The organism is Cupriavidus sp. AU9028 (assembly GCF_019795295.1).
Taxonomy (GTDB): Bacteria; Pseudomonadota; Gammaproteobacteria; order Burkholderiales; family Burkholderiaceae; genus Cupriavidus.
In genome coordinates this window covers 13650-31439 of the sequence record NZ_JAIMCG010000008.1, presented here as the reverse complement: position 1 = coordinate 31439, position 17790 = coordinate 13650, and the positions used below count along the sequence as shown (strand labels likewise).

Sequence of the window (17790 nt, the reverse complement as noted above, 5' to 3'; positions counted from 1 at the left end):
GCTCCTGGCCCCCTTGTTGCCGGGTGGCCGCTACAACTTGTCCAGGTCGACGAAATGTTCGACCTGCCTCTCTCCCTCGATCCAGGACTGCAGGTTGCTCTGCCGCCAGAGTCCAGCCAGGGTTGCATCGAACGCGGGCGGCACGTCGCCGTAGTACTCCATCCACGTCTGCAAGCCGGAACGGGTTTGCGGACGCCGCATCAGCGTGCCACCGACGCCCGTGGCCTCGGCCACGGTCTCCATCCAGCGGTGCCACAACGGCAGCGCGTCAGCGGCCTCATGCTCGCGTATACGAAAGTAGACGAAAAGATGATCGCTCATTGGAGCTCATTCAAGGTCGGGCGCTCCCGGACGAGTTGGTGACGAGGCGAAGCCGTTCAAGAGACGCACCAGCGGAGACGCACCAGCGCGCATCCCGCGTCCCGGCCTCGCCCGCCGCTCATGCCGCCGGGTCCGTTGCCAGCAGCGGCACGGCGTAGGGCAGCTCGCCCAGCGTCAGCGCCAGTCCATCGGCATGGCCTAGCCGCAGGGCCGCACTGGCCGCATCGATCTTCAGTTCGGCCAGCGCTTCCCAGCCGCCGTCGGGCCCGGGGGCGGCATTGACGATCATGCCGGCGGGCTGCTCCGGCTCGTCGGTGCGGAAGATCTCGGTGCCTTCGGCAGGCGTCTCGCCTTCGCCGGCGACCAGCCACATGCGCCGCTTCAGCGTGCCGCGATACTGGCTGCGCGCGACGATTTCCTGGCCGGGATAGCAGCCCTTGCGGAAATTCACGCCGCCGATCAGCTCGAAATTGACCATCTGCGGCACGAAGCGTTCCTGGGTGGCGACGACGATTCGCGGCAGGCCGCTGCGGATGTCCAGCCAGTCCCACAGTTCGGCATCGGCGGGCAGCAGTGTGACGGCCAGGCGCTCGCGCAGCGCATCGATCCGTTCGGCGGGGCCCCAGACCTGCCAGCGCGGCACGCCGTCGGTGTCCGGCAGGCGCAGCACCGTGGTGTCGCCTTCGCTTGCGGTGGACCAGGGCCCGGCCGGCAGCAGCAGGCCGGCGGCGCTCAGTGCCGAATCGCCGCGGGCGCCGGCCACGCCGACGCAGCCCGATGCCGCGCCCAGATCGCTCAGCTTTGCCTTGGCCCGCAGCACGAACATCGACAGGCGCTTCTGGATGGCCGGCTGCAGGTCGGCCGACAGCTGCAGCGCGATGCCGGCTGCGTCGCGCCACATCAGGAACGTCGCCAGCAGGCGGCCCTTGGGCGAGCAATAGCCGGCCAGGCGCGCCTGGCCGGGCGCCAGGTCGTCGACCGCATTGGTCAGCTGGCTATGCAGGAAGGTCGCGGCATCGTCTCCCTCGACGCGGATCAGGCCGAGGTTGGCGGGGCGGCAAACGACGCCGTCCTGGCGAAGGGCGGCAAACTGGGCGGCGCGGGCAGGGTTCGGTGCGTGCATGGAAGTCGAGGGTCGGCGTGCCGGGCACGCCGGAATCCGGTTGCTGGGAGGCTCCGCGCGCGGGATGGCAGGCGCCATGGGCCGCTGCGGGTTGCGCGTCGATGCGGCGGCCGACGCGCGGGGCGGTTTCGACGGATCGAAACGGCGCCGGACGGATCCAAATCGCGGACGCGGGAGCCCTGTCAGGCCAGCCAGCAGGAAGGATGCGTCTTTGCAGTCACGCGAAACCGGCCGGCGGCGTTGGCATCCCGGTATTATATGGGCCCTGAGCCGGGCTTGCGCCGGGGTGCCGTCGAGCACGCCGCGGCCACGCTCGCTGTAACGTTGGCGGCACAAGCCGCTGCCAGCCAGCAAACTGGCACCGCCCGCGCCGGGCGCTGCCGCGCCAACCGCGGAATTCCTTGTTGATGAAACGTCTTGTCTACCGGCTGCTGCTGTCCGCCGTCGTCCTTGCCATTGCCGCGGCCTGCGCGCTGGCGTGGTGGGCGCACCGTCCGGTTTCCATGAGCCAGTCGCCGGTCGAAGTGGTGATCCAGCCCGGCTCGAGCGTGCCAAGCGTCGGGCGCCAGGTGGCGCGGGCCGGCCTGGGCATCGATGCCCGCCTGTTCGTGCTGCTGGCCCGGGTGACCTCGCGCGCCGATACCCTGAAGGCCGGCGGCTACCGCTTCGAGCGGGGCGCGACGCCGATGCAGGTGCTGGAGCGGATTGCCCGCGGCGATGTCAGCCACCATGTCCTCACCGTCATCGAGGGGTGGGAGTTCAAGCGCATGCGCGAGGCGGTGGACAACCATCCGTCGCTGCGCCATGAAACCCGCGGCATGAGCGAGGCGGACCTGCTCAAGGCCATCGGTGCGACCGAGACCTCGCCGGAAGGGCTGTTCTTCCCGGATACCTACCTGTTCGCGCGCGGCAGCAGCGATATCGAACTGTACCGCCACGCATACAACGCGATGCAACGCCGCCTCAAGGCGGCCTGGGAGGCGCGCGCGCCGGACCTGCCGTACAAGTCGCCCTACGAGGTGCTGATCATGGCCTCGATCGTCGAGAAGGAAACCGGCCGGGCAGTGGACCGGCCCATGATCGCGGCGGTCTTTGTCAACCGGCTGCGCAAGAACATGATGCTGCAGACCGATCCGACGGTGATCTACGGCCTGGGCGAGGTGTTCGACGGCAACCTGCGCAAGCAGCACCTGCTAGCCGACACTCCGTACAATACCTACACCCGTGCCGGACTGCCGCCCACCCCGATCGCCCTGCCGGGCAAGGAATCGCTGGCCGCCGCTACCGCGCCCGCGGCGAGCGATGCGCTGTACTTCGTCGCGCGCGGGGACGGCTCCAGCCAGTTCTCCAACACACTGCCCGAGCACAACCGCGCGGTGGACCAATTCCAACGCGGCAAATAAGCGATGCGCGGAAAATTCATCACCTTCGAAGGGATCGACGGCGCGGGCAAGAGCACGCATGTCGAATGGGCCGCGGCGCTGCTGCGGCAGCGGCTGCCAGCCGGTGCGACGCTGCTGACCACGCGCGAACCGGGCGGCACGCCGCTAGGGGAAACCCTGCGCGATATCCTGTTGCACCGGCCCATGCATCTGGAAACGGAGGCGCTGCTGATGTTCGCGGCGCGCCGTGAACATATCGCCCAGGTGATCGAGCCGGCGCTGAGCCGGGGAGACTGGGTGGTCTCGGACCGGTTCACCGATGCGAGCTTCGCCTACCAGGGCGGCGGCCGGGGCTTGTCCCGCGCCAAGCTCGAAGTGCTCGAGCAATGGGTGCAGGAAGGGCTGCAGCCGGATCTGACGCTGCTGTTCGACGTGCCGCTGGAGGTCGCGCGCGAGCGGCTCGCGGCTGCCCGGCAACCGGACAAATTCGAAGCGGAATCGGCGGCGTTCTTCGAGCGCACGCGCGCTGAGTACCTGCGCAGGGCAGAGGAGTCCGGCGGACGCATCCGGGTGATCGATAGCACGAGGTCCGTCGACAAGATTCGAGCGGAGCTTGAGGAGATTCTCGCAAGCGCCTGATTTTGCTTGTTTTCCTGGCGCGACCGCGTGGAGGATTGGTGGTGCCGTGCCGCGCTTCAGGTGCTACCTGAGCATGCTGCTGCAACGCCTTGTTTTCACGGCATTATCATCGCCCATTGATAAACGGGGCGGGGTTCCAGTCAATTCTCGGAATCCCGCGCCAACCCATTGATTTCCATGCTTTATCCCTGGCAAACCGAAGACTGGCAACAGCTCCACGCGCTGCGCGGCAGGCTGCCGCACGCGCTGTTGCTGCATGGGCAACAGGGCATCGGCAAGCGCGACCTGGCCATGCACTTCGCGCAGGGCCTGCTGTGCGAGCAGCCGCTCCCCGACGGGCAGCCGTGCGGTAGCTGCGGGGCCTGCCACTGGTTCAGCCAGGGCAACCATCCGGACTTCACCGTGGTGCGGCCGGAGGCGCTGGAAAGTGGGCCCGATACCGATGGCGACGACGGCGGCGGCAAGAAGAAGGCGCCCAGCAAGATCATCCGCATGGAGCAGGTGCGCGGCCTGATCGACGCGGTCTCGGTCGGGACGCATCGTTCCGGGCTGCGGCCGGTGGTGGTGTACCCGTTGGACGCGCTGCAGCACGAGGGCGCCAATGCGCTGCTCAAGACGCTGGAGGAGCCGCCGGCCGCCACCGTGTTCCTGCTGGTGACGGACCGCCTCGACAAGGTGCTGCCCACCATCCTGTCGCGCTGCCGCCAGATGGCGCTGCGCCGGCCCGAGCCCGGCGTGGCGCTGGCCTGGCTGCGCGAGCAGGGCGTGCCGGACGCCGACGCGATGCTGGCCCAGGCGGGCGGTGCGCCGCTGACCGCGATGCACGCCGCCGAAGCCGAGGAGCTGCCGCTGCAGCGCTGGCTGTTGGGGCAGCTGGGCGCAGGGCCGACGCTGGAGCCGCTGGCCGCCGCCGAGCAGCTGCAGAAACTGCCGGTGCCGGCCGTGCTGGGCGTGCTGCAGCGCTGGACCTGGGATCTGCTGGCGGTGCTGCTGGGCGGCGAGGCCGCCGTGCGCTACTACCCGAAGGAGCGCGCCGCCCTGACGCGCTGCGCCGGCCTGACCGATGCGCACCGCGTGCAGGGGTTTGCCGGCCGTCTGGTGCAGCACCGGCGCCACGAGCTGCATCCGCTCGCGCCACGGCTGGTGATGGAATCCGTGCTGCTGGAGTACCGGCAGCTTTTTGCCTAGCCCAATCCACGATTCAAGCCGAAGATTCATGCCTTTTGACAACCTTGTCCTGCGAGACGCGCGCTCCGAGGATCTGCCTGGCATCGTCGCCATCTACAACAGCACCGTGGCGTCGCGCATGGTCACTGCCGACACGGAGCCGGTCAGCGTCGCCTCGCGCCAGCCGTGGTTCGCGGCGCACGGTCCCGAGCGGCGCCCGCTGTGGGTTGCCGAGGTACCGGGTGCGCAAGGGCCGGTGCTGGCGGGCTGGCTCAGCTATTCGGACTTCTATGGCCGTCCCGCCTATGGCGCGACCGCCGAAGTGTCGATCTACCTGGACGACGCCTTCCGCGGCCAGGGTCTGGGCCGGCTGCTGCTCGAGCGCGCCATCGCCCATGCGCCGAAGATCGGCATCGACACCTTGCTCGGCTTCATTTTCGGCCACAATGGTCCCAGCCTTGCCTTGTTCGAGCGCATGGGGTTTGCCCGCTGGGGCGAACTGCCGCGCGTGGCCACGCTCGACGGTGTCGAACGCGATCTGGTGATCGTGGGCCGCCGCGTGCACTGACCTTCCATGCCGGCGCCGCCGCACCGGTGCCAACCCCGTGGCACCCTGCGGCGGCGCTGTACCGAACCCGCGGCGTCTGGACGCCGCATGATGATTGCCATGTTCGTCGATTCCCACTGTCACCTCGATTTTCCCGACCTGCACACCCGCCTGCCGGAACTGCTGGAGAACATGCGGAACAACCAGGTCACCCATGCGCTGTGCATCTCGGTGACGCTGGAGGACTTTCCGCGCGTGCTGGCGCTGGCCGAGCAGCATCCGCACCTTTACGCCTCGGTGGGGGTCCATCCCGACTATGAGGAAGGCGAGGAACCCTCGCTGCAACGCCTGCTGGAGCTGTCGCAACACCCGCGGGTGGTCGGCACCGGCGAAACCGGCCTGGACTACTACCGCCTCAACGGCCGCTCCATCGACGAGATGGAGTGGCAGCGCGAGCGCTTTCGTACCCATATCCGCGCGGCCCGGCAGACCGGCAAGCCGCTGATCATCCATACCCGCTCCTCCGCCGAAGACACGCTGCGGCTGATGCGCGAGGAGGACGCCGGTGAGGTGGGTGGCGTGCTCCATTGCTTCACGGAGACGTGGGACGTCGCGCGCCAGGCGCTGGATCTCGGTTTCCATATCTCGTTCTCCGGCATCGTCACCTTCAAGAATGCGGTGGAGCTGCAGGAGACCGCGCGCAAGGTGCCGCTGGAGCGGATGCTGATCGAGACCGATTCGCCATATCTGGCCCCGGTGCCGTACCGTGGCAAGACCAACCAGCCAGCCTGGGTGCGTCATGTCGGCGAGTTCATCGCCGGGCTGCGCGAGATGCCGGTGGAGCAGCTGGCGCAGCAGACCACGGACAACTTCTTCAATCTGTTCAAGCATATAGAGAGGAATTCTCATGCCGCGTCTTAAGCTGGAACAACGCGCCGCGGCAGCCATGGTGGCGCTCGCGCTGGGCGTCATGCCGCTCGCCGCGCAGGCTGGACCGACCGACGACCTGAAGAAGGCGGTCGAGTTCGATGACGGCTACACTGCGCAGAAGGTGCTGGCCAAGGGGGCTGATCCGAATGCGACGGATCGGCATGGGTCGCCGCTGCTGGTGGCCGCACTGCGGGAGGGATCGCTGAAGGCGGCGCGCGCGCTGGTGACGGCCCCCAACATCGACTTCGACAAGCAGAACGCGGCCGGCGAGACCGCGCTGATGCTGGCCTGCCTGCAGGGCCAGATGGACCTGGTGCGCATCATGGTCGAGCAGCGCAAGGTGGAGGTGAACAAGACCGGCTGGACGCCGCTGCACTATGCCGCGACCAACGGCCACACCGAGATCGTGCGCCTGCTGCTGGACCACTCCGCCTACGTGGACGCGGAAAGCCCCAACGGCACCACGCCGCTGATGATGGCGGCGCGCGGCGGGCATGCGGAAACGATCAAGCTGCTGCTGGACGAAGGTGCCGACATGCGCATCCGCAACCAGCAGGGCATGACGGTGATCGACTTCGCGCAGCGCTACAGCCAGCCGGAGGTTGCGCAGGGTCTGCGCTCGCGCTGGCAGAAGCTGTACCCCGATCAGGCGGTGCCCGGGGACGGCGCGGCGCCGGCAGCAGGGCAGGCTGCGGCGCCGGCGCCCGCACCTGCGGCAACGGCGGCGCCGAAGCCCGCTGCACCGGCGGCAACTGCACCGGCGGCGGCTCCGGCAGCGCCGTCCCGAGGCGCAGACGGCATCAGCGCCCCGACCGGCACCGAAAGCGGCGGCCCGGGAGGCGGTGTCGGCGGTTGAAGGAATTCAGGCGGACGGGCGGCTCACGCCTCGTCCGCCAGCCGCACGCCGGTGAACTGCCAGCGCTGGTGCGGGTAGAAGAAATTGCGGTAGGTCGCGCGGATATGGGATTCAGGTGTCACGCACGAGCCGCCGCGCAGCACCATCTGGCTGCTCATGAACTTGCCGTTGTACTCGCCGACCGCGCCCGCGCTGGGCCGGAAGCCGGGATAGGGCAGATAGGCGCTGCCGGTCCATTCCCAGACGTCGCCGAACATCTGCCGCAGCGCGCCGGCCGTGTTCTGCCGGTCGGGCAGCGGACGCAGGGCGCCGCCCTCGACGAAGTTGCCGGTAGCGGGCAGCCGGGCGGCCGCATGTTCCCACTCGGCTTCGGTGGGCAGGCGGCACCCGGCCCAGCGGGCAAACGCATCGGCCTCGAAGAAGCTGATGTGGGTCACCGGGCTTTCCGGATCGACCGGCTGCATGCCTCGCAGCGTCATCTGCCACCAGGTGCCCTCGCGTGCTTCCCAGTACTGGGGCGCCTCGATGCCGTTGTCGCAAACCCAGCGCCAGCCGTCCGACAGCCACAGCCCCGCGGAGCCATAGCCGCCGTCCTCGATGAACTCGAACCACTCGCGGTTGCTGACCGGGTGCGAGCGCAGCTGGAAGGGGGCGAGGAAGACGCGGTGGCGCGGCCCCTCGCAGTCAAAGGCGAAGCCCTCGCCATCATGGCCGATCTCGACCAGCCCGCCTTCAAAGCGCAGCCACTCCGGTTCCGCCCGCGGCTCCGCGATCACCGGAGCGATCGGTTCGGGCGCGTAGGCCGGCTTGAGCGGATTCTGCGCGAACAGGTGCAGGATGTCGGTCAGCAGCAGCTCCTGATGCTGCTGCTCGTGATGCAGGCCAAGCTCGATCAGCGCCGCCTCCTCGTCGGTCTGTGCTGCCTGCAGCAGCTCCTGCATGGCGTCGTCGACCGCTTCGCGATAAGCCAGCACCTCGTCAAGCGTGGGGCGTGTCAGCATGCCGCGGCGCGGGCGCGGATGGCGTGCGCCGACCGCTTCGTAATAGCTGTTGAACAGGTAGCGATACTGCGCGTCGACCGGCTCGTAGTCCGGCACGCGCGCGGCGAGCACGAATTCCTCGAAGAACCAGGTGGTATGGGCCAGATGCCATTTGGCGGGGCTGGCGTCGTCCATCGACTGGACCGTCGCGTCGGCATCGGACAGGTCCGCGACCAGCGCCTCGGTGGCGGCGCGGACGTGGCGGTATTGCGCAAGCAATGCCGGCTCGTGGGGCGGCGGCACGACGCTTGCAGGCAACAGGGAGGTCGGCATGCGGGCTCCGTTTCGTCCTGGGCGGCCCGGGTTGCGGAACCGCGACAGAAAAACGGCTCCATCATAGACGCGAAGCCCTTGCGGGGCGAGTCGGATATCCGCCTACGCTCGGTGGGGCTGCGGATGACTCTGGGGAGGGTGGCAAGCGCCCGATACCCTCTCCCCCGGCCCCTCTCCCACCAGTGGGAGAGGGGAGCAAACCGGCAGCAGCTGGGAAACGCCCCGGGTTTTTCTCCCTCTCCCGCACACGGGAGAGGGACCGGGGGAGAGGGCAAGGAGCCCCCGCGCTCCTTCAGGCCGCCAGCTTGCCCTCGTCGTTCAGCGCCGCCACCGCGGTGCGGGCGGCGGCCACCCCTGCCTCGCGGGCCTGCTGACCCAGCGCCAGCCCATGCGCGCGCACATAGGTGATGTCGGTGATGCCGAGGAAGCGGAACACGGTGTCCACCGTCACTTCATGCAGGTCCAGCGCGTCCTCGCTGGGGCGCACACCACCGCGGGACGACACCACGATGGCCCGCTTGCCGGTGGCAAGGCCCACCGGACCGTTCTCGGTATAGCGGAAGGTGCGGCCGGCCTGGGCGATGCGGTCGATCCACGCCTTCAGCTGGCTGGGGATGCTGAAGTTGTACTGCGGCACGCCGACCACCAGCACATCGGCTTCCATGAACTCGCGCAGCCAGGTCTCGGTACGCTCCAGTTCGGCCTGCTGGATGGCATCGAGCCCGTCCTTCGGACCGCCGAGGATCGGCAGCAGGCTGTTGGACAGGTGCGCCGGCGCCTCCTTGTCCAGGTCGCGCACCACCAGGGTGGCGTCCGGATGCTGCTTGCGCAGTTCGGCCACGACCTCGGCGGTCAGGGTGCGGGAAACCGAGTTGTCGCCCAGGACGCTGGTATCGATTTGCAGGATGTTCATGTCGGACTCCTTCGAAGATTCGTTGTGATGGCGTAACGATAGAGTCCTGCGATTGATGCCGGTAGCCGTCAATTTCGCAAATTATTGTTCCATCAGTAGAACGGTCGGCGGTACGATGGGCGTACGTTCCCGACTCTCTTTCCCCACTCTCTTTCTCGACCGACAGGCGGCGCCGCAGATGCAGGATCTGAACGACCTTTCCCTCTATGCCGAAGTGGTCCGGCACGGCAGCTTCTCGGCCGCGAGCCGCGCGACCGGCGTGCCCAAGTCCCGGCTGAGCCGGCGCATCGCCCAGCTGGAGAAGTCGCTCGGCGCGCAACTGCTGCTGCGCACGACCCGGCAGGTCCGTGTCACGCCGCTCGGGCAGGCGTTCTACGAGCGCTGCCGTGCGATGCTGGCCGAGGCCAAGGCCGCACAGGAAGTCATCGAACGCGCGCGCGAGCAACCCGGCGGCGAGCTGCGCATCGCCTGCCCGTGGGGGATCGCGCAAACGCTGATGGCGCCCGCCATCGCGCGCTTCATGGCGCAGAATCCCGGCGTGCGGATCGAACTGGACGCCAGCAACCGCCGCGTGGACGTGATCGCCGAAGGCTTCGACCTGGCGCTGCGGGTGCGCGATGTGCTGGATGACTCGACGCTGGCCATCCGCACCTTCGGCGAGAGCCAGTGGGTGCTGGCCGCCAGCCCGTCGCTGCTCGACGCGATCGGCCGGCCCCGTACGCCGGCAGCGCTCGAGGGCGCGCCGGGGGTGGGGCTGAAGCCGCACGATGGCAAGCATGTCTGGCAGATGCGGCATGGCAACGAACCGCCGATCCAGGTCCATTACGACCCGCGGCTGGTCACCGACGAGTTCTCGGTGCTGCTGGCGGCGGCTGTGGAGGGCGTCGGCGTGGCCATGCTGCCAGCCATGTATTGTCGCGAGGCGCTTGAGCGCGGCGAACTGGAGGCGCTGCTACCGAATTGGCGGCTGCCGGTGGGCACCTTCCATGCCGTGTTCCCGTCCCGGGAAGGGATGCCGCCGGCGCTGCGGCGCTTTCTCGATTTTCTTGCCGACTACCTGCCCGAGAACGCCCGGCGGGCGGGGCTACGGCCGGTGCAGCCAATGGGCGCGGCGCAGACGCCCCCGGTGTAGGGCGCCGGGGGGCTGGCCTGCGCGGCGCGGGCGCCGCAGCGACGGTTTTTCCCGGGGCGTCTTTACCTTCACGCCGCCTCGGACTACTGTACAGGGGCGCATGACGGCAGCGTCGCTTTCCGCCGCCCGCAGGGCTGGTCCGCAGCGGCCACCGGACCGGCTCGGACAACAACAATCGTTCAAGGAGTCATCGATGCGTGCTACTGGTTCTGAGGATCTGGGCAAGGCTGTACTGCGGATCGTGCTGGGCGTGCTGGTGCTGCTGCACGGCATCGCCAAGGTGCTCAGCGGGCCCGGCTACGCGATGCAGGTCGCCGAGCAGGCCGGCTTGCCGGGCGTGGTGGGCTACGGCGTCTATCTCGGCGAGGTGGTGGGGCCGGTGCTGATCATCATCGGGCTGTGGACGCGGCTGGGCGCGTTGCTGATCGTGCTCAACATGCTGTTTGCCATTGGCCTGGTGCACCTGCATCAGCTGGGCATGCTCAACAAGATGGGCGGCTGGGAGCTCGAACTGCAAGGCATGCTGCTGGCTTCCGCCATCGCGGTGATGCTGCTGGGGGCGGGCCGCTACAGCGTCGGCGGCGCGGGCGGCAAGCTGAACTGACCGCCGGCGCTGCTGCGTCCGGGGCGATTCCGTCGGAACGCTGCCACATACCGGGCTGATCCTGGCCCCAACTGTGCGTCACGCGGCGCGTATCGGACTTCGGGCCCGCCATACCCGCTACAATCGCAGCCCGTAGTGTTGTGTGGCGTGGCGATCATGGGTTTGGGCTGGTTCGGATATTCAACCTTCTGGCTGCTGCCGCTGGTATGGCGGTTGGCGGCGCGGCTGCTCGCGGGCGAGCGCCGGCTGGCCGGCCCCGGTACGTTGCGGGTGTGGCTCGGCACCGTGCTGGTGCTGTGCGCCAGCGCCTCGCTGGAAGCGCTCACCGCCGTACCGGACCGCGCCGCCGAGGGCGAGGCCGCCGCGGGGCAGGTCGCTGCCTCCGGCGGCGGGGCAGGGCATGCGCTGGCCGCAATCGCAGCCGATCTGTTCGGCTGGACCGGCGCATTGCTGCTGATGCTCGGTGTGCTCGCGCTGGCGGCGCCCATGGTGTTTGGCGAAACCTGGCCCGCGCTGTTCGCGCGCAAGCCGCGACCGCAAGGGGCGAGCACCAAGGGCACCAAGGGCACCAAGGGCGGCGCGCCGGTGCTGGACCTCGAACGCCGCGAGCGGCCGTCCCATCCGCACACCCCGCCCCATTCCCAGGGCACGCACGGCGCCAGGGCCACCGGCTCATCGTCGCCGATGCGCTGGGCCGCCGCCGGGCAGGACAACGCCCGGCCCGGCACCCGCCGGCATGGCATCGAACCGGTGTCTGCCCGAGGCGGCCAGCCCGTCTGGCAGCCTCCCGCGCGGACCAGCGCGCCCCCGCCGCAGCCTGGCGAAATCTGGACGCGGGCAGCACCCGCACGGGCGGCAGCGGCTGTTCCTGTTGCCCAGGCCGCTGCGGGCCAGATGCCAGCGGCGGCAAACAGGACCGTCGCCAAACCGGCTCCAAACCCTTCCCCCAGACCTTCCGCCCAGCCTGCTCCCCCGGCCACGGCGAAGCCGTCCGCCCCAGCGACGCTGCGCGGAACCGTGGTGAGCAGCCCGTTCCGCCAACCGCAGTTGGGCCTGCAGGCAACCGTGGCGGCTGCGGCCGCGTCGTCCGTACCGGCGCCGTCCCCAGGGGCAGCGGCGGTGTCGGGCGCGCCGGCCGGCTCGGGTACGCAGGCCCCGCCGGTAACGGTGGAAAGCGAGCCCGTCATCGTCGATCCGGCGCCGGTAACGCCGGCAGCCGAAGACGCGGCGCCGATCGCTGTGGCAGTGGCGAGCGAGGACGCGCAGCGGGCGGACGCGCCTGCCGACGATGCGCCGGGCGGGGTCGACTATGCCGCGTTGCGCGCAGAGGCCGAGACACTGCTGGACGAGTTGCGCGCACTGGCGGCGCGGCCGGCGCCCGCGGCCGAGCCCGCTGCGACCGCTGCGACCGCTGCCGCGGTGGCGGCCGAGCCGATCCTGCTGGAGTCCGCTGCGGGCGAGGCGATCGACGTTGCGGAGGCGGGCACTGCTGGCGAGCCTGCCGAGCGGATCGAGCTTGCCGAGGCGGTGGAGGGGGACGTGGTGGAGGCAGCCGAAGTCGCTGACGGGGAGGCCGACGACACGGTAGAGGCCGCTTCCGAGGCCGAGGAAGAAGCGGCTGACGGGATGGCAGGCGCGCAAGCTCGGGAAATCGCGGAGGCTGCGGAGGAAACCCAAGCAACGGAAGCTACGGCAACCGCCGAAACGCTGGTCCAGCCGGCCGCGCCGAAACCGCGCATCGTGGTCCCCGCCGTGGTCGGCCGCGCGGTACCGCTCGACGACTCCGGGGCGCCTGCCTCGCCGCCGGCCTCTCCTTTCTCCGGCGGTCGCATGACCCAAACGTCCGCGGCCATCGCGCCACCTGCGCCGCCGCGCCCGCCGCGCGTGGTCGATTTCCGGCTGCCGCCGGCCGATCTGCTGGAGCCGGCCGACGCGCACGCGGAGCCGGTCTCGGAGGAGTTGCTGGCGCAGACCGGCGAGCTGATCGAGCAGCGCCTTGCCGAGTTCAAGGTGCCGGTGGCCGTGGTCGGCGCCTCCGCCGGCCCGGTCATCACGCGCTTCGAAGTGGAGCCCGCGATGGGCGTGCGCGGCGCGCAGGTGGTCAACCTGATGAAGGACCTGGCGCGCGCGCTGGGCGTGACCTCGATCCGCGTGGTCGAGACCATCCCGGGCAAGACCTGCATGGGACTGGAGCTGCCGAACGCGCGCCGCGAGATGATCCGGCTCTCCGAGATCATTTCCGCGCGACCGTTCGACGATCACGCCTCGCATCTGGTGCTGGCGATGGGCAAGGACATCACCGGCAAGCCGGTGGTGACGGACCTGGCTCGCGCGCCGCACCTGCTGGTGGCGGGGACCACTGGCTCCGGCAAGTCGGTGGCGGTCAACGCGATGATCCTGTCGATGCTGTACAAGGCGACGCCGGACGACGTGCGCATGATCATGATCGACCCCAAGATGCTGGAGCTGTCGGTCTACGAGGGCATTCCGCATCTGCTGGCGCCGGTGGTCACCGACATGAAGCAGGCCGCGCATGCGCTGAACTGGTGTGTCGGCGAGATGGAGAAGCGCTACCGGCTGATGTCGGCGCTGGGCGTGCGCAACCTGGCCGGGTACAACCAGAAGATCCGGGCGGCCGAAGCGGCGGAGGAGAAGGTGCCGAACCCGTTCTCGCTGACCCCGGACGCGCCCGAGCCCTTGTCCACGCTGCCGCTGATCGTGGTGGTGATCGACGAGCTGGCGGATCTGATGATGGTCGCCGGCAAGAAGATCGAAGAGCTGATCGCGCGGCTGGCGCAGAAGGCGCGGGCGGCGGGTATCCACCTGATCCTCGCCACGCAGCGGCCCTCGGTGGATGTGATCACCGGCCTGATCAAGGCCAACATTCCGACGCGCGTGGCGTTCCAGGTCTCGTCCAAGATCGACTCGCGCACGATCCTCGACCAGATGGGCGCGGAGAGCCTGCTGGGGCAGGGCGACATGCTGTTCCTGCCGCCGGGCACCGGCTATCCGCAACGGGTGCACGGCGCGTTCGCCGGCGATGACGAGGTGCATCGCGTGGTGGAGCACTGGAAGCAGTTCGGCGAGCCGGACTACGACGAGGCCATCCTTGCCGGCGAGCCGGCCGAGGCCGGCGGTGGCGATCTGTTCGGCGATGGTGGCGGCGACGCGGAAGCCGATCCGCTCTACGACGAGGCGGCGGCCTTCGTGCTCAGCTCACGGCGCGCATCGATCTCGGCGGTGCAGCGGCATTTGCGGATCGGCTACAACCGCGCCGCTCGACTGATCGAGCAGATGGAGGTGGCGGGACTGGTCTCGCCGATGGGGCGCAATGGCACGCGCGATGTGCTGGCGCCGGGGGAGTAGCGGGCGGTAGAGGCGCTGGCGGTGGAATGCCCTCTCCCCCGGCCCCTCTCCCGCGTGCGGGAGAGGGGAAAAAACCCCAAGGCGATTGAAGCGCTAACGATTTGGCTCCCCTCTCCCACCTGTGGGAGAGGGGCCGGGGGAGAGGGCCAGCGAGCGCCCGCCATGCCTGCAGCGCTACACCACTTTCCCCGCCCGCCGCTTCTGCGGCGGCGCGCCTTCGTCGAAATGCACCGCCAGCCAGACCGTGGTTTCCAGTGCATCGGTCCAGTCGACCCGATGCCGGCAATGCGCGGGAAGATGAATCCAGTCGCCCGGTGCCAGCACGACCTCGGTGTCTTCGCCGTCCTCGCCCGGCGGCAGCTCGGCCTGGGGTGCCAGCTCCGACGCGGGCGTGCGCAGGCGCAGGCCGGCGCTGCCACGTAGCAGCACCACCCATTCGTCGTGCGGATTGTCGTACCAGAAGTCGGGTGGACTGGCCTGGCCGGTGGAGACGATCCGCTCGATGCGGGCGCCGGGGCGCTGCAGCAGGCTGTCAAAATGCTCCTCGCCGTCCTCGCTGGCCGCTACGTGCTGGCCCGCCTCTACCGAGGCATACAGGTTGCCGCTGTCGATGCCCATGCTGTTCTCCTGATGTCGGTGCGCTACGCCGGTGCTGCCTCCCCGGTCCGCTGCTTCAGGCGGCCGGAAAGACAGGCTCGCCCAGATTCAGCATCAGCCGGTTTGCCCAGGCGAAGATGGCGATGGCGTGGATCAGGTCGAGGATCTCGGCAGGCTGCAGCCCGACCGCCTGCAGCGGCGCCAGGGTGTCGGCGCCGATGCGGTCCGGATGCTCGGTCAGCGCCACCGAGAACGCCGCGATCGCGCGCTCGCGCGCGGTCGTGCCGGCAGTGCGCGGATCGCGGAATACCTGTGCCACCGCGTCGTTGCGCTTGGCCAGCTGCTCGAAGCGCTGGGCATGCACCGAGGCGCAGTAGACGCAGCCATTGATCACCGATACGACCGTGCTGGCCAGCTCGCGTTCCGCGCGTGCCATGCCGCCGGGGGCGTACATGATGGCATTGAACGCGGCCGAGCGTTGCCGGAGGATCTCGGGCTGGTGCACCAGGAACAGGTAGTAGTCCGACACCTTGGCCTTGGGGTGGCTCTCCTCCAGCACGGCGATCTGCTCGGGCGTGGCGCGATCCACCGGCACTACGTCGAGCCAGGCCTTCCAGTCCAGCACTTCGTTGGTGAAGCCGTTGATCTTGATCGGGTTGTCCAGCAGCGTCGGCGCCGGCTTGGCCGCGCCGAGCGGACCGTCACCCCCGGGGGCGGCGGGCTCGGCCTGCGGCAGGGCAGCGGCGGCATCGAGCGCGCGCAGGCCGGCGACCAGGCGTACCTGGTACGACAGGAAGGCGATCAGCTGCGCCAGCGTGACGACCTCCGGCGTGGACAGGCCGGCCGCGGGCAGCGTCAGCAGCGCGTCGCGGTCGCCCTCGACCGGCTTTTCGATCAGCGCCCGGGTAAAGGCCAGCATCGCGCGCAGGCGGGGCGAGGACACGGTTCCGACGTCGCCGGCGGCGATCGCCTCGATCTGCGCCGCGTCGGTGCCCGCCTGCTGCAGGCGCTCGCGGTAATGCGCCAGCAATTGCGCGGCAGGCGTGAGGCGCGCCGCGTACAGTGCAACCGCAAGGCGCTCGGCCACGGTCAGGCCGGGCAGGGCCGGGTCGAACAGCGCGTCGTAGCTGCCCTGGGTCGCGTTGGCGACCTTGTCGCGGCGATGGCGCAGCGTGTGGGTGCTGGCGCCGGCCTGCAGTCCCGCGAGGCGGTCGATCTGGTCGAAGGGAAGGGCTTCGCTATCGGTAGCAGTGGTGGCGTTGGTGGCGTTGGTGGCGTCGGTCATGGGCGCAAGGGTTGGTGTTGTCTGGTTCGAAGTCGGTCAATGCTGGTCGATGCTCGGCACGGCAGCGCCGTCATCGGTCCTGCCGGGCTGCAGCGGTGGCAGGGGTCCACTCGTCGCCGTACAGTTCCGGCTCGGCATACGCCTGCAGCGCGGCGAAATGCAGCTCGACATCTTCCCGATACAGTAGCGAGGCGATGCCCTGGCCGAGGCGGCGGGCGCCATCGCTGATCGCGGGAATGTCGCCCGAGATGGTGCCGTGCGAGAGCGCGGCCGGATAGCAGAAGCAGTGGATGCGCGACAGCCCCGGGCAAGCCCCCGGTGCCTTCTCCTGGAATTCGAAGACGGGGCCGAGGTCGGGCGAGGTGCGCAGCTCCTCGTCTTCCTGGCCGGCAGGCGGCTGGAAACGGTCGCCCCACAGCCGGATATGCGGCGCGATGACGCCGAACTCCGGCCGCAGGCCGAAGTCCACGCGAAAGCCGGTGGAGAAGATCAGGAAGTCCAGCTCGAACTGCGCGCTGGCCGTGGCTACCCGCAGCACGTCGCCATCCACCTGCACCTGCTGGATCGGGCTGCCGAGGTGAAAGCGTGCGTTTGGATGACGCGAGACGCGCAAGGTGCTGCCGCGCGGCGGCGGCACCTGTTCCCGGTTGATGTAATTGCGCAGCCGCCATTTCCACGCATCGGGCAGGTCGTAGTGGCCGTGCGTCAGGCCCGGGTTGCCGGAGCCCTTGCTCTTGTTGATGCGCGGCAGGTCGGCGCGCCGCACCAGCAGTTCGACGCTGGTGGCGCCGGCCTCCAGCGCGGTGGCTGCACTGTCCATCGCCGAGGCGCCGGCACCGATCACGCCGACGCGGCGGCCGCGCAGCATGCCGTAGTCCATTGCGTCGGACGAATGGGCCCAGAAGCGGCGCGGCAGCGCCGCGGCGAACTCCGGCACATAGGCGCCGCCCAGACCATCGCGCCCCGTGGCCAGCACCACGCGCCGCGCCAGCACGCGTACCGGCCCCTGGGGCGAGGTCATGCGCACCTCGACCACGCCGTCGGCGCGCGGCAGAAGCTGCTCGACCCGGTGTGCGTTGGCGATATCGATCTGCATCACCTTGCGGTACCAGCGCAGGTAATCCATCCACTGCAGACGGGGGATCTTGTCCAGCGCTTCCCAGGCGTCCAGGCCGAACTGCGCTTCGAACCACGCGCGGAAGGTCAGTGCCGGCAGCCCCAGCGCGGGGCCGGTCAGCTGCTTGGGCGAGCGCAGTGTTTCCATCCGCGCGGTGGTGGCCCAGGGCCCTTCGAAGCCTTCCGGCGCCTGGTCGAAGACGCGCGCGCGGATGCCGAGCTGACGCAGCATGGCGCTGGCCGCCAGCCCCGCCATGCCGCCACCGATCACGGCGACTTCGAGCACCGGCTCGCCGTCCACTTCGCGCGCGGGGACCCAGGGCCTGGCGGGCAGGTCCAGCCAGTGCAGGTCCTGGCGCAGGCGCGCTTCCAGCGCGGCGAGGCCGATCGGCGCGTCGGGTTGCGGGGATGAGGTGGAGGTGGTCTGGTCTTGCATGATGTTCCGGTTGGCTGGCATCGCCCCTGGCGGGGGCGGCGCCTTGAAATCCTTGGGGTGCGC

General features: G+C 69.5%; 16 protein-coding genes. 9 read left to right on the top strand and 7 right to left on the bottom strand.

Annotation, left to right across the window (positions count from 1 at the left end; translation table 11 throughout):
- Positions 1 to 30 precede the first annotated feature (30 nt).
- Entirely contained in the window at positions 31 to 321 is a 291-nt protein-coding gene (locus K6V06_RS10710) for a DUF4936 family protein (RefSeq protein WP_222243142.1), read from the bottom strand.
- 118 nt (positions 322 to 439) lie between these two features.
- Positions 440 to 1444 carry a folate-binding protein YgfZ gene (locus K6V06_RS10705; RefSeq protein WP_222243140.1) on the bottom strand — a complete coding sequence of 335 codons (1005 nt, stop codon included), beginning with the start codon at positions 1442 to 1444 and terminating at the stop codon, positions 440 to 442.
- 407 nt (positions 1445 to 1851) lie between these two features.
- On the opposite strand from K6V06_RS10705, the gene mltG reads away from it, so the two are divergent.
- The 6 genes from mltG (at position 1852) to K6V06_RS10675 (ending at position 6965) form a co-directional block, all read left to right on the top strand.
- A complete protein-coding gene (mltG, locus tag K6V06_RS10700; protein WP_222243138.1) occupies positions 1852 to 2847 on the top strand; it encodes an endolytic transglycosylase MltG in 996 nt (331 codons plus the stop codon).
- 3 nt (positions 2848 to 2850) lie between these two features.
- The gene (gene tmk / locus K6V06_RS10695) at positions 2851 to 3465 is read left to right on the top strand and encodes a dTMP kinase (protein ID WP_222243136.1); all 615 of its coding nucleotides are present in this window, start codon (positions 2851 to 2853) and stop codon (positions 3463 to 3465) included.
- 177 nt (positions 3466 to 3642) lie between these two features.
- Positions 3643 to 4653, top strand: a complete 1011-nt coding sequence (locus tag K6V06_RS10690) for a DNA polymerase III subunit delta' (protein ID WP_222243134.1) — start codon at positions 3643 to 3645, stop codon at positions 4651 to 4653.
- A gap of 28 nt (positions 4654 to 4681) precedes the next feature.
- Positions 4682 to 5200 carry a GNAT family N-acetyltransferase gene (locus K6V06_RS10685; protein WP_222243132.1) on the top strand — a complete coding sequence of 173 codons (519 nt, stop codon included), beginning with the start codon at positions 4682 to 4684 and terminating at the stop codon, positions 5198 to 5200.
- Positions 5201 to 5299: 99 nt separating this feature from the next.
- Complete coding sequence (locus tag K6V06_RS10680) at positions 5300 to 6100, top strand: TatD family hydrolase (protein ID WP_222243506.1); 801 nt, start codon at positions 5300 to 5302, stop codon at positions 6098 to 6100.
- The gene (locus tag K6V06_RS10675; RefSeq protein ID WP_222243130.1) at positions 6087 to 6965 is read left to right on the top strand and encodes an ankyrin repeat domain-containing protein; all 879 of its coding nucleotides are present in this window, start codon (positions 6087 to 6089) and stop codon (positions 6963 to 6965) included. The genes K6V06_RS10680 and K6V06_RS10675 overlap by 14 nt, the downstream gene beginning before the upstream one ends.
- A gap of 23 nt (positions 6966 to 6988) precedes the next feature.
- On the opposite strand, the gene egtB is transcribed toward K6V06_RS10675, so the two are convergent.
- Positions 6989 to 8278, bottom strand: coding sequence for an ergothioneine biosynthesis protein EgtB (gene egtB, locus K6V06_RS10670; protein WP_222243128.1), 1290 nt, complete (start codon positions 8276 to 8278; stop codon positions 6989 to 6991).
- A 292-nt stretch (positions 8279 to 8570) separates the two neighbouring features.
- Positions 8571 to 9191 (bottom strand): FMN-dependent NADH-azoreductase, encoded by a 621-nt coding sequence (locus tag K6V06_RS10665; protein ID WP_222243126.1) that lies wholly within the window; start codon positions 9189 to 9191, stop codon positions 8571 to 8573.
- A 178-nt stretch (positions 9192 to 9369) separates the two neighbouring features.
- On the opposite strand from K6V06_RS10665, the gene K6V06_RS10660 reads away from it, so the two are divergent.
- From K6V06_RS10660 to K6V06_RS10650, 3 genes are all read left to right on the top strand, one after another.
- Positions 9370 to 10323 (top strand): LysR substrate-binding domain-containing protein, encoded by a 954-nt coding sequence (locus K6V06_RS10660; RefSeq protein WP_222243124.1) that lies wholly within the window; start codon positions 9370 to 9372, stop codon positions 10321 to 10323.
- Positions 10324 to 10516: 193 nt separating this feature from the next.
- The gene (locus tag K6V06_RS10655; RefSeq protein ID WP_222243122.1) at positions 10517 to 10927 is read left to right on the top strand and encodes a DoxX family protein; all 411 of its coding nucleotides are present in this window, start codon (positions 10517 to 10519) and stop codon (positions 10925 to 10927) included.
- 156 nt (positions 10928 to 11083) lie between these two features.
- Positions 11084 to 14293: a DNA translocase FtsK 4TM domain-containing protein gene (locus K6V06_RS10650; protein ID WP_222243120.1), complete on the top strand. Its 3210-nt coding sequence runs from the start codon at positions 11084 to 11086 to the stop codon at positions 14291 to 14293.
- A gap of 174 nt (positions 14294 to 14467) precedes the next feature.
- Here K6V06_RS10650 and K6V06_RS10645 read toward each other — a convergent pair whose 3' ends face one another.
- From K6V06_RS10645 to K6V06_RS10635, 3 genes are all read right to left on the bottom strand, one after another.
- The gene (locus K6V06_RS10645) at positions 14468 to 14911 is read right to left on the bottom strand and encodes a cupin (protein ID WP_222243118.1); all 444 of its coding nucleotides are present in this window, start codon (positions 14909 to 14911) and stop codon (positions 14468 to 14470) included.
- 55 nt (positions 14912 to 14966) lie between these two features.
- On the bottom strand, positions 14967 to 16175 hold the full coding sequence (locus K6V06_RS10640; protein ID WP_222243116.1) for a CMD domain protein: 1209 nt from the start codon (positions 16173 to 16175) through the stop codon (positions 14967 to 14969).
- 70 nt (positions 16176 to 16245) lie between these two features.
- Positions 16246 to 17727 carry an NAD(P)-binding domain-containing protein gene (locus K6V06_RS10635; RefSeq protein WP_222243114.1) on the bottom strand — a complete coding sequence of 494 codons (1482 nt, stop codon included), beginning with the start codon at positions 17725 to 17727 and terminating at the stop codon, positions 16246 to 16248.
- Positions 17728 to 17790: the final 63 nt, after the last annotated feature.

Coding starts and splice junctions, on each gene's coding strand:
- K6V06_RS10710 (WP_222243142.1), bottom strand. CDS start 321: ATGAGCGATCATCTTTTCGTCTACTTTCGTATACGCGAGCATGAGGCC.
- K6V06_RS10705 (WP_222243140.1), bottom strand. CDS start 1,444: ATGCACGCACCGAACCCTGCCCGCGCCGCCCAGTTTGCCGCCCTTCGC.
- mltG (WP_222243138.1), top strand. CDS start 1,852: ATGAAACGTCTTGTCTACCGGCTGCTGCTGTCCGCCGTCGTCCTTGCC.
- tmk (WP_222243136.1), top strand. CDS start 2,851: ATGCGCGGAAAATTCATCACCTTCGAAGGGATCGACGGCGCGGGCAAG.
- K6V06_RS10690 (WP_222243134.1), top strand. CDS start 3,643: ATGCTTTATCCCTGGCAAACCGAAGACTGGCAACAGCTCCACGCGCTG.
- K6V06_RS10685 (WP_222243132.1), top strand. CDS start 4,682: ATGCCTTTTGACAACCTTGTCCTGCGAGACGCGCGCTCCGAGGATCTG.
- K6V06_RS10680 (WP_222243506.1), top strand. CDS start 5,300: ATGTTCGTCGATTCCCACTGTCACCTCGATTTTCCCGACCTGCACACC.
- K6V06_RS10675 (WP_222243130.1), top strand. CDS start 6,087: ATGCCGCGTCTTAAGCTGGAACAACGCGCCGCGGCAGCCATGGTGGCG.
- egtB (WP_222243128.1), bottom strand. CDS start 8,278: ATGCCGACCTCCCTGTTGCCTGCAAGCGTCGTGCCGCCGCCCCACGAG.
- K6V06_RS10665 (WP_222243126.1), bottom strand. CDS start 9,191: ATGAACATCCTGCAAATCGATACCAGCGTCCTGGGCGACAACTCGGTT.
- K6V06_RS10660 (WP_222243124.1), top strand. CDS start 9,370: ATGCAGGATCTGAACGACCTTTCCCTCTATGCCGAAGTGGTCCGGCAC.
- K6V06_RS10655 (WP_222243122.1), top strand. CDS start 10,517: ATGCGTGCTACTGGTTCTGAGGATCTGGGCAAGGCTGTACTGCGGATC.
- K6V06_RS10650 (WP_222243120.1), top strand. CDS start 11,084: ATGGGTTTGGGCTGGTTCGGATATTCAACCTTCTGGCTGCTGCCGCTG.
- K6V06_RS10645 (WP_222243118.1), bottom strand. CDS start 14,911: ATGGGCATCGACAGCGGCAACCTGTATGCCTCGGTAGAGGCGGGCCAG.
- K6V06_RS10640 (WP_222243116.1), bottom strand. CDS start 16,175: ATGACCGACGCCACCAACGCCACCAACGCCACCACTGCTACCGATAGC.
- K6V06_RS10635 (WP_222243114.1), bottom strand. CDS start 17,727: ATGCAAGACCAGACCACCTCCACCTCATCCCCGCAACCCGACGCGCCG.